The organism is Nonomuraea mesophila, assembly GCF_004352805.1.
Taxonomy (GTDB): Bacteria; Actinomycetota; Actinomycetes; order Streptosporangiales; family Streptosporangiaceae; genus Nonomuraea; species Nonomuraea longispora.
Genome location: NZ_SMLD01000115.1, coordinates 21,170 through 30,831, shown reverse-complemented (window position 1 = coordinate 30,831; position 9,662 = coordinate 21,170). Strand labels below are relative to the sequence as shown.

Here is a 9,662-nt window from a genome sequence, read left to right as displayed (position 1 = left end):
CACCGCCCCCTCCCGCTCCCGCTCGCGCGATGACGCTGCGGGAACGGACGCCGGCGACGCGGCGGTGCCCGGCCGCGGCAGTGACCTCGGCTCGGGCGGTGACGGGGCCGTGCCCGGCCGCGGTGGTGTGGCGGGCGGTGACGCGGTGGAGGTCTACGCGCGGACCGGGCGGTGGGTGGACGGGAAGGCGCCGCTGGCCAAGTGGCTCTGGCTGAGGGCGCACGAACCGGGCGTGCCGGCGGCGATGCGCTGGTGGGCGAGCGTGCCCGACGCGGTGGCGTACGCGCTGACCGGCGTGCTGCGCACCCATGAGACGCTGGCCGCGCGCACCCTCGCCTACGACGTCGTACGCCGTGACTACGACGAGGACCTGCTCTCCCTGGCCGGGCTCCGGCCGGAGCAGCTGGCCCCCACGGTCCGGGCGGTGGAGCCCGTGGGCGGGCTGACGGCGACGGTGAGCGGGGTGGCGGCGGGCATCCCCGTGGTGATCGCCGGCCACGACCACGCGGTGGGCGCCTGGGCCTGCGGTGTACGCCGTCCCGGGCACGTGGCCGACTCCATGGGCACGGCGGAGGCGGTCCTGGCGCCGGCGGCGCACCGGCCGGACCCTCGCACCGGCCTGGCGATGGGCATCACGGCCGACCCTTCGCTCGACGGTACGGGCACCGTCCTGGTCGGCGGCCTGCCGACCAGCGGCGGCCTGCTCGACTGGCTCCTCGGCCTGACCACCGCCCCCGACGACCCGCCCGACGGGACAGCCGAGCGCGGCGTGGTGGATGGCGGCGCTCGCGGGACGGGGGACAGGTACGCCGTCCTGCCCGGACTGCTGGACGGCGTGCGGTTGCCGACGGGGATCGTCGCCGAGCCGTACCTGCGGGGCAGGGTGGCGCCCGCTCCCGACCGCGGACGCCGGGCGACGATGTCCGGGATGGGGCCGGACCACACGTTCGGTGACCTGCTGGCGGCCGCCATGGAGGGCACGTGCCTGCACACCCGCTGGACCGTGGCCGAACTCGCCGCCGTGACCGGCGCCGCACCCGAACGCCTCGTGGTGTTCGGCGGGCAGGTGCGGATCCCGCTCTGGATGCGCGTCAAGGCGGCGGTCTCGCCCGTGCCGGTCGACGTCGTACGCGCGGACGACGCGGTCTGCGCGGGCGCCGCCCTCGTCGCCGGACAGGCGGGAGGCTCACTCGACGACGTTCCCGTACTGCCCCGTGAACCCCAGCCGCACGACCCCGGCCTCGCCGCCGCCTACCGGCCCCTCTACGAACGCTTCCTCACCCTCGCCCGGCAGGAGAACGCATGACCGAGCCGGACACCACCAGATCGGAGCACCCCTTGACCAGCCAGGAAACCCCCACGCTCGACCTGCTGGCCCGCCCCTCCGGCGGGTTCGCCATGGTCGCGATGGACCAGCGCGAAAGCCTCAGGCAGATGTTCGCCGCGGCCACAGGGAGACGTGTGGACGATGACACGCTGACAGGCTTCAAGCTGGCGGTGGCGCGGGAGGTCGGCCCGCACGCGTCCGGGTTCCTGATCGACCAGGACTACGGCTTCGGCCAGGTGGCCGCCGAGGGCATGGTGCCCGGCGGGCTCATCATCGCCGTGGACAGTCTCCGGCAGGAGCCCGACGGCCCCGTCGAGGACACCTCGATCGACGACACGATCGACCTGGCCGCGGCGCGGCGGGCCGGAGCGGTCGCGGCCAAGCTGCTGCTCATCTGGCGCGATGACGAGCACCGGCAGCGCCGCCTGGAGACGGCCGCCGCGTTCGTCCGCCGGTGTGCCGAGGCGGGCGTGCTCTCCGTGCTCGAAGGGGTGGCCAAGCCCGTACAGGGCCGGGAGGCGGATTTCGACGGGCCCGCCGCGATCCGGGAGGCCGCCGGGGAACTCGCCGGGCTGCTGCCCAGCCTGTACAAGGCCCAGGTTCCGCTCGGCGGCGCGGCGCCCGAGGACCGGCTGGCCGAGGAGTGCGCCCTGCTCGACGAGAAGATCCCCGTCCCGTGGGTGGTGCTGTCCCAGGGCGTCGAACGGGACGACTTCCCCGCCGCCGTACGGGCGGCCTGCCGGGCGGGCGCGTCGGGGATGCTGGCCGGGCGCGCGATCTGGAGTGACGTGGTCGGCTCCGCGGGCACGGCCGCCGAGCTGCGTACCCGTTCGGTGCCCCGGCTCCTGCGGCTGGCCTCCATCGTCGACACCTGCGCCCGCCCGTGGAACGCCCGATGACCGCCCCGGCGACCGGGCCGTCGACCGGGCCGTCGACCGGAGCTGCGACCGCCCCGACGACTGGCCCGACGACTGGCCCGACGACTGGCCCGTCGACTGGGCCGGCGATCGCCATGCTGCACACCGTGCCCGCGCTGGCCGCGCCGCTGGCCGAACTGGCCGCCGAGGTGCGGCCCGGTGCGCGGATCACGCACTTCGCCGACGAGAGCCTGCTCCAGGACACCATCGCCGGCGACGGCCCGCCCCCGCACGTGCTGCGCAGGCTGGTCGCGTACGCCATGTACGCCAAGGAGTCGGGAGCCGGGACGCTGCTCGTCACCTGCAGCTCCATCGGCGAGGCCGCCGAGCAGGCGCGCCCGCTCGCCGAGCTGCCGATCCTGCGCATCGACGAGCCGATGGCCGAGGAGGCGGTACGAGCAGGTGACCGGATCGGCGTGCTGGCGACGCTCGCCACCACGCTCGGCCCGACCACCCGGCTGGTGCGGCGCGCGGCCACCCGAAGCGAGGTGTCGCGGGAGATCGTCCCGCACCTGTGCGACGGCGCCTTCGAGGCGCTGCGCGGCGGCGACCCGGCCCGCCACGACGCCCTGGTCCTCGAAGGGTTCGGCCGGCTCGCCCGGCAGGTGGACGTCGTGGTGCTCGCCCAGGCGTCGATGGCCAGGATCGTCACGGAAGCGGGCGGGGGAGTGCCGGTGCTGTCCTCCCCCCGCTCCGGCGTCGCCCAGCTGGCCTGAGGCCCCCGGCCGGTTCAGGTGGCGCCGAGGACGATGCGGCCCGTGGCCTCGCCAGCCGCCTGGCGTTGCCAGGCTTCGGGAGCGTGTTCCAGCGGGACGATCTCGTGCGCCACCGACAGCCGCCCTTCGGCCACCCGCTCGGCGATCAGGCCGATGGCGGAGGCCCGCTGTGACCTGGTCAGTTCGTTGTTGGTGTAGCCGAGCACCCGCAGCGACCGGCTGCGCAGCGTCGCGGAGTCGAGCGGGGACGTCTCCGACGCCGAGCCGCCGAGGTTGACGAGCCGGCCGCCAGGGCGCAGAGCGCGGGCCGCCGCCGCGGCCGGAAGGCCGAAGAGCGGGTCGAGCACCAGGTCCAGCGGCCCCTCGCAGGCGGCGGTGAAGCGGGCGGCCAGCGCGTCCACGTCGTCGGTGTCCAGGGCGACGACGGCGTCCGCGCCCGCCTGCCCGGCCTGTTCGCGGGCCCGCGGTGAGCGGGCGGCGGCGACGACCCGGCGGGCGCCCGCCAGACGGGCGAGCTGCACGGCCGCCTGCCCCACCACGCCTCCGCCGCCGAGCACCAGCACCTGCTCGCCGGCGGCCAGCTCGCCGCGCCAGGTCAACGCCATATGTGCGGCCACGGCCGACAACCCCAGCGCGGCCACGGCGAACGGGTCGCCGCCGCCGGGCAGCTCCACGAGGTCCTCGGCGGGCACCGCCGCCAGTTCCGCCATGCTGCCGTCGCCGGGCGCCATCCCCGCCGACGTGGGGAACCACACGAGCCGCCCGCCCACGGTGCCGACACCCTGCACCCCGGGCACGTAGGGGACGGCGGGCGTGCCGAAGTAGGAGGTCCCGCTCGCGCAGAGCAGGTCCAGCGGGGTGATCGGGGCGGCGATGACCCCGACTTTCTCGGCTCCTGGAGCGGCCACGGGCGCGGGCCGCTCGGCCACCACGGGAGGCAGGCCGCACGTCTCGATCAGTACGGCCCGCATCACGACACCATCCCTGTGGCAGTACGGGCGGCCTCCGTCATGTGGCGATGTCCGGGTAGGGCAGGCTCATGTGGGACAACCGCCGCGCGTACTCCTTCTGGAAACCCAGCGGCGGATGGTCGCGCTCGAACATCGCGATGAACAACGTCAGCGTGAGGAACGGATGGGCCCCCAGCTCGAACAGCTTCGGGTAGTCGTGGGCGGCCAGCGCCTCGCGTTCGACGTCGTCGAAGCGCAGCCACGTCGACGACTCGCCGGAGTGGCAGCCGAGGATGCGGTTGGCGTACTCGGCCTCCCACATCTCCACCGTGGCGCGCGGCTCCTCGCGGTAGCGCTCGACCAGCTCGGGGTCGCGGTCGACGGTGAAGAGGAACTTGTTCAGCAGGTATTTGCTCATGACCCCTCACCTCCGGCCGGGTACCAGGTGAAGTACGCCTCCATGGTGTGGAACAGGTCGTAGGTATCCACATAGTCGGCTTTCTTCCCCTCCCCGGCCACTCCCATCATCAGCATGAAGTCCATGAAGCCGTGGGTGGCGTTGCCGGGCTCCCACAGGCTGTCCAGGGTGACCTCCGACAGGCAGCCTTCGAGGTCACCGGTGGAGATCCACTCGACGGCCCTGCGGTCGAACTCCGGGTCGGGGCCGTGCGGCCCGAACTGGCGCGGCCCTCCGAGTTCGAGCGACAGGTGCCCGGTGCCGATGACGGCGACCCGCTGGTCGGAGGGCCACGACTCGACGAGCTGCCTGATGGTCCGGCCGAGCTGCACGAACCGTTTCGGCTGCGGCAAGGGAGGGGCGAAGATGTTGGTGTAGACGGGCACGATCGGCAGGTCGTTCTGCGGGCGCAGGGTGATGATCGGGCACGTGATCGAGTGGTCGATCCGCAGCTCGTTGGAGAAGGCCAGGTCGAAGCCCGCGTCGAGGCCCTCGCGCAGGATGTACGCCGACAGGTCCTCCTGCCCGCTGAACACCATCCTGGGCAGCCCGAACTCGCGTTCCTCGTTGTAGAAGTTCGCGTCGTAGAAGGGCGCCTTGCCGACGAGGAACTGCGGCATGTTGTCCAGCCACAGCTGGTGGAAGTGGTCGGAGCCGACCATGACCAGCACGTCGGGCCTGGCCCTGGTCAGGGTCTCCCGGAACGCCTCGACCTTGCGCACCCACTCGTCGGCGAAGGGCGGGCGGTCCTCACCCGTGGAGGTGCTGGCGCGGTAGTAGAAGGGATGGTGGGTGGATGCGATGACCGCGACGAGTTCAGCCATGCGACTCTCCGTAGGGGTCGGGGGGCACGGACCGGTTGTTCAGGTCCACGGACAGGAAGATGTCGTTGGCCACCGGGTGCCGCAGCTCCTCGGCGAGCTGGCCGATCAGCCCGGCGGTCCTGGCCAGGAGCGCGAACCCGCGCAGCAGTTCCAGCGGCAGCCCGAGGTCGGCCAGCGCGGCGCCGCAGACGCCGGCGCCGTTGAGCGGCAGCGTCCTGCCCAGCACGCGCGGGTGCACCCGGCCGACCGCGGCGAATAGCGACAGGTGCGGGCCGTACAGGCCCTCCTCGGCCGCGATCTCGAACAGCCGCGGCGTACGGGGGTCGCCGTCCTTGTGCACGTGGTGGCCGAGCCCGGGCACGCGCCGTCCCGACTCCCGCCAGGCCGTCACGGTCTCCAGCGCGAGCGCGTCCCAGCCGGCGTCGTCGGAGGGGAGGGGGTCGTGCTCCTTGAGCACGCCGGCGAGGAAACGCCCGCAGTCCTCGGTGACGCCGAGGAACCGCGAGCCGCCGCCGAGCAGCCCGGCGGCCAGCGCCCCCTGCACGGAGTCGGGCGCCGACAGGTACGTCAGCCGCGTCACGATCGCCGTCGGCGTGAACCCGTGGTCGGCCAGCGCGGCCAGCACCGCCTCGAACACCCGCACCTCGCCCCGCGACGGGCGGCGCTGCGTGGCCAGCCAGAAGGCCAGCTCGCCGAAGCCCACCTCGCCCATCACGTCGGCGGCGAGGTCGTGCCCGAGCAGCGTGATCGACGTGGGCGACGACGCCCCGAGCGCGGTGGGGTAGTCCCTGGGCGTCATGACCGCCGCTCCCCGGCGAGCCACGTGCGCAGCTCGGCGCCGTGCTCGTTCAGCTCGGGCGGCGGCAGCGCGTAGCCCGCGGGCGTCTCGGAGAAGCGGATCGGATGCCGCGTCGTCGGCACCGCCCGCTCGCCCTCGCCCACCACCACGACCGGGTCGAGCCCGAACCGCTCCGCCGCGGCGAACCCGCCGTCGATCGTGTTGATCGGCCCGCAGGGCACCCCGGCGTCCACGAGCAGGTCGAACCACTCGTCCGCGGAGCGCAGGGCGAGCCGCTCGACCAGGATCGGCCGCAGCTGCTCGCGGTTGGCCGTGCGGCTCGCGTTGCGGGCGAAGCGCGGGTCGCCGGCCACCTCGGGGATGCCGAGCACCTCGCACAGCTTGCGGAACTGGCCGTCGTTGGCGGCGGCGACGATGAGGTCCTGATCGGCCGTGGGCAGCGGTTCGTACGGGAACACGCTGGGGTGCGCGTTGCCCATCCGGTACGGCACCACGCCCCCGGCGACATACGCCGAGCTCTGGTTGACCAGCCCGGTCAGCGCCGACGACATCAGGTTGACCTCGACGTGCTGCCCCCGCCCCGTGGCCTCGCGGTGGCGCAGCGCCGCCAGGATGCCGATGACGGCGTGGTTGCCGGCCATCACGTCGAACACGGAGATGCCGGCCCGGTAGGGCGGCCCGTCCGGCTCGCCGGTGAGGCTCATCAGCCCCGACATGGCCTGCACCATCAGATCGTAGCCGGGCACCCGCGCCCCGGGCCCCGAGCCGAAGCCGCTGATCGAGGCGTACACGATGCCGGGGTTGGCGGCCAGCACGGCCTCGTGGCCGAGGCCGTACTTGTCCAGCCCGCCCGGCCGGAAGTTCTCCACCAGGACGTCGGCACGTCTGGCCAGCTCCCTGGCGGCCTCGGCGTCGCCCTCGTCGCGCAGGTCGAGGGCGATGGAGCGTTTGCCGCGGTTGACGCCCAGGTAGTAGGTGGAGGCCTCGCCCCTGGCGGGCGGGGTCCACGTGCGGGTGTCGTCCCCGCCGGGCCCTTCCACCTTGATGACGTCGGCTCCCATGTCCGCCAGCAACATCGTGGCGTAGGGCCCGGCCAGGACCCTGGAGAAGTCGGCGACCAGCACGCCGGACAGCGGCCCCCGCGGCTCGGTGTCAGTCATCGAGTTCCCATCCTCGCGTCCGTTGAACGGACATATGTCCGCTCAGCCGATCCCAGCATCTAAAGACTATGACGTCAAGCACCTTGACAGCAGGGCCAACGCTCATCACAGTGGCGATGACCGTATAGCGGACAACTGTTCGCCAGCGAGGAGCGTGCCATGAACGACTTCGACTCCGGGCGCCCCGTGGTGCTGCGCGGCGGCACGGTGCTGCCCATGGACGGGCGCCGGGTGCTGCCCAGCACAGACGTCCTCGTCACCGGGGACCGGATCGCCGCCGTCGGCCAGGACCTGCAGGCCCCGCAGGACGCCATCGAGATCGACGCCTCCGGCGGCATCGTCATGCCCGGCATGATCGACACCCACCGCCACATGTGGCAGACCGCGATGCGCGGCTACGGCGCCGACTGGACGCTCACCCAGTACTTCGTCTGGTACTACCTGGAACACGGCAAGCTCTTCAGGCCCGAGGACGTGCACGCGGGCAACACGCTGTCCGCGATCGAGGCCCTCGACGCCGGCGTCACCACCGTCGTCGACTGGTCGCACGGCCTGCAGACCGTCGACCACGCCGACGCCGCCGCCGACGCGCTGCAGTCCGTCCCCGGCCGGTACGTGCTCGCGTACGGCAACATCCAGCAGCCGCCCGCCGAGTGGACGGCCACCCCCGAGTTCCGCGACTTCGTCGCCCGGCGCGTCACCGGCGACGACCTGCTCGGCTGCCAGCTCGCCTTCGACGTGCTCGGCGACCCGTCGTTCCCGGAGAAGCCCGCCTTCGAGGTCGCCCGCGAGCTCGGCCTGCCCGTCACCACGCACGCCGGCGTGTGGGGCGCCACCAGCGACGACGGCATCAAGCTCATGTACGAGCACGGCTTCATGACATCCGAGACCGTGTACGTGCACGCCGCCTCGCTGTCGGCCGACTCCTACCACCGGATCGCGGCCACCGGCGGCTCCATCTCGGTCTCCACCGAGAGCGAGCAGAGCGCCGGGCAGGGCTACCCGCCCACGTGGGCCGTCCGCGCCCACGGCATCCCGGTGTCGCTGTCCATGGACACGAGCGTCTGGTGGAGCGGCGACCTGTTCTCCGCCATGCGCGCCACCCTCGGCGCCGACCGCTCACGCGAGCACCTGGAGGCCCACGCCAAGGGCGAGACCGTCACCCACTGCGGCCTGCGCGCCGACGAGGTCGTCACCTGGGCCACCAAGGGCGGCGCCCGCGCGATCGGCCGCGACGACCTCGGCACGGTCGAACCCGGCCAGAAGGCCGACCTGGTGCTCATCAAGAACGACGCGTCGCCCGTGTCGTTCCCGCTGCTCAACCCGTTCGGCCACGTCGCGTTCCAGGCGCAGCGCGGCGACGTGCACACCGTGCTGGTCGACGGCCGGGTGGTCAAGCACGAGCACCGCCTCGTCGGCATCGACCTGGCCGCGGCCCGCCGGCAGGTCGAGCGCACGGTCGAGCACCTGCGCTCCGCGATGGGCGACGAAGCCTGGGAGAAGGGCATGAACCCGGACATCCCCGCCACCAAGATCCTCGACAACCCGTACACGTACACCGACTACCGCAGCGACTCCACGCACCGCCTGTGACCAGCCGCCACGCGGACGGGCGACCGTACCGGCCGGGCCGACCGTCTACAGTCGGAGCAGGCGGATCCGAACGAGAGGGCATCGATGGCACGCGGCGACACCGGACCTGACTTCATCGAGGCGCTGGCCCGCGGTCTCGATGTCATCAGGGCATTCCAGCCCGGGCGCCCGGTCATGTCCCTGACGGAGGTGGCGACGGCCGCCGGCCTGGCCAGGCCGACGGCCCGCCGCATCCTGCTCACCCTCCAGGAACTCGGCTACGCCCGGCAGGAGGCGGGCGGGTTCGCCCTCACACCGCGGGTGCTGGAGCTGGGCGTCACCTACGTGCGCTCCATGGGGCTGTGGGAGGTCGCCAGGCCCCACCTGGAGCGGCTGGTCATGCAGACGCATGAATCCTCCTCGATCGCCCAGCTCGACGGCTCCGACATCGTCTACGTCGCCAGGGTCGCCGTGCCGAAGATCGTCGCCCTGTCGGTGCAGATCGGCACCCGCTTCCCCGCGCTGCAGACGTCCCTGGGCAAGGTGCTGCTCGCCGCGCTCTCACCCGCCGAGGTGGAGCGGGTCCTCGCCGAGCCCAGCCGCTCCGGCATCGAGCCGCGCTGGCGGCCGGACGCCCAGGAGCGCGACGCGGTGCTGCGCGAGGTGCGGGCCAAGGGCTGGGCGATGACGGACGAGCAGCTCGCCCTCGGCATCCGGTCGGTCGCCGCGCCGCTCAGAGACGGGCTCGGCAACGTCATCGCGGCCGTCAACGTCAACGCCCACGCCGCCGAGACCTCCATCGACAAGCTGACCGAGGTGCATCTGCCGCTGCTGCTGAAGACGGCCGGCGCGATCAGCGCCGACTGGGCCCTCTACCAGGAGATCCCGCACGTCACGGCCTCCTGAGCCACGCCGGTGGCGGTCTGGGTCTTGCCGGGCG

10 protein-coding genes are annotated in these 9,662 nt (G+C 73.1%); 5 read left to right on the top strand and 5 right to left on the bottom strand.

Going from position 1 to position 9,662, the window contains the following annotated elements:
* The 3 genes from E1295_RS33005 to E1295_RS32995 all read left to right on the top strand — a co-directional run.
* Positions 1-1,306: FGGY-family carbohydrate kinase (locus E1295_RS33005; RefSeq protein ID WP_132636576.1), on the top strand; the 1,306-nt coding region annotated here is incomplete at its 5' end.
* Positions 1,303-2,226 carry a hypothetical protein gene (locus E1295_RS33000; RefSeq protein ID WP_132636574.1) on the top strand — a complete coding sequence of 308 codons (924 nt, stop codon included), beginning with the start codon at positions 1,303-1,305 and terminating at the stop codon, positions 2,224-2,226. The genes E1295_RS33005 and E1295_RS33000, both read left to right, overlap by 4 nt.
* A gap of 113 nt (positions 2,227-2,339) precedes the next feature.
* The gene (locus E1295_RS32995) at positions 2,340-2,960 is read left to right on the top strand and encodes an aspartate/glutamate racemase family protein (protein ID WP_132636572.1); all 621 of its coding nucleotides are present in this window, start codon (positions 2,340-2,342) and stop codon (positions 2,958-2,960) included.
* Positions 2,961-2,974: 14 nt separating this feature from the next.
* On the opposite strand, the gene E1295_RS32990 is transcribed toward E1295_RS32995, so the two are convergent.
* The 5 genes from E1295_RS32990 to E1295_RS32970 are packed head-to-tail and all read right to left on the bottom strand — an operon-like array spanning position 2,975 to position 7,150.
* Positions 2,975-3,931 carry a zinc-binding dehydrogenase gene (locus tag E1295_RS32990; protein ID WP_132636570.1) on the bottom strand — a complete coding sequence of 319 codons (957 nt, stop codon included), beginning with the start codon at positions 3,929-3,931 and terminating at the stop codon, positions 2,975-2,977.
* Positions 3,932-3,968: 37 nt separating this feature from the next.
* Positions 3,969-4,328 (bottom strand): hypothetical protein, encoded by a 360-nt coding sequence (locus tag E1295_RS32985; protein WP_132636568.1) that lies wholly within the window; start codon positions 4,326-4,328, stop codon positions 3,969-3,971.
* Entirely contained in the window at positions 4,325-5,191 is an 867-nt protein-coding gene (locus E1295_RS32980) for a DODA-type extradiol aromatic ring-opening family dioxygenase (RefSeq protein ID WP_132636566.1), read from the bottom strand. The genes E1295_RS32985 and E1295_RS32980 overlap by 4 nt, the downstream gene beginning before the upstream one ends.
* The gene (locus tag E1295_RS32975) at positions 5,184-5,990 is read right to left on the bottom strand and encodes a citryl-CoA lyase (protein ID WP_132331579.1); all 807 of its coding nucleotides are present in this window, start codon (positions 5,988-5,990) and stop codon (positions 5,184-5,186) included. Before E1295_RS32975 ends, E1295_RS32980 begins: the two co-directional genes overlap by 8 nt.
* Complete coding sequence (locus E1295_RS32970; RefSeq protein ID WP_132636564.1) at positions 5,987-7,150, bottom strand: CaiB/BaiF CoA transferase family protein; 1,164 nt, start codon at positions 7,148-7,150, stop codon at positions 5,987-5,989. Before E1295_RS32970 ends, E1295_RS32975 begins: the two co-directional genes overlap by 4 nt.
* 159 nt (positions 7,151-7,309) lie before the next feature.
* On the opposite strand from E1295_RS32970, the gene E1295_RS32965 reads away from it, so the two are divergent.
* On the top strand, positions 7,310-8,743 hold the full coding sequence (locus E1295_RS32965; RefSeq protein WP_132636562.1) for an amidohydrolase family protein: 1,434 nt from the start codon (positions 7,310-7,312) through the stop codon (positions 8,741-8,743).
* Positions 8,744-8,827: 84 nt separating this feature from the next.
* Positions 8,828-9,628 carry an IclR family transcriptional regulator domain-containing protein gene (locus E1295_RS32960; protein ID WP_132636560.1) on the top strand — a complete coding sequence of 267 codons (801 nt, stop codon included), beginning with the start codon at positions 8,828-8,830 and terminating at the stop codon, positions 9,626-9,628.
* Positions 9,629-9,662: the final 34 nt, after the last annotated feature.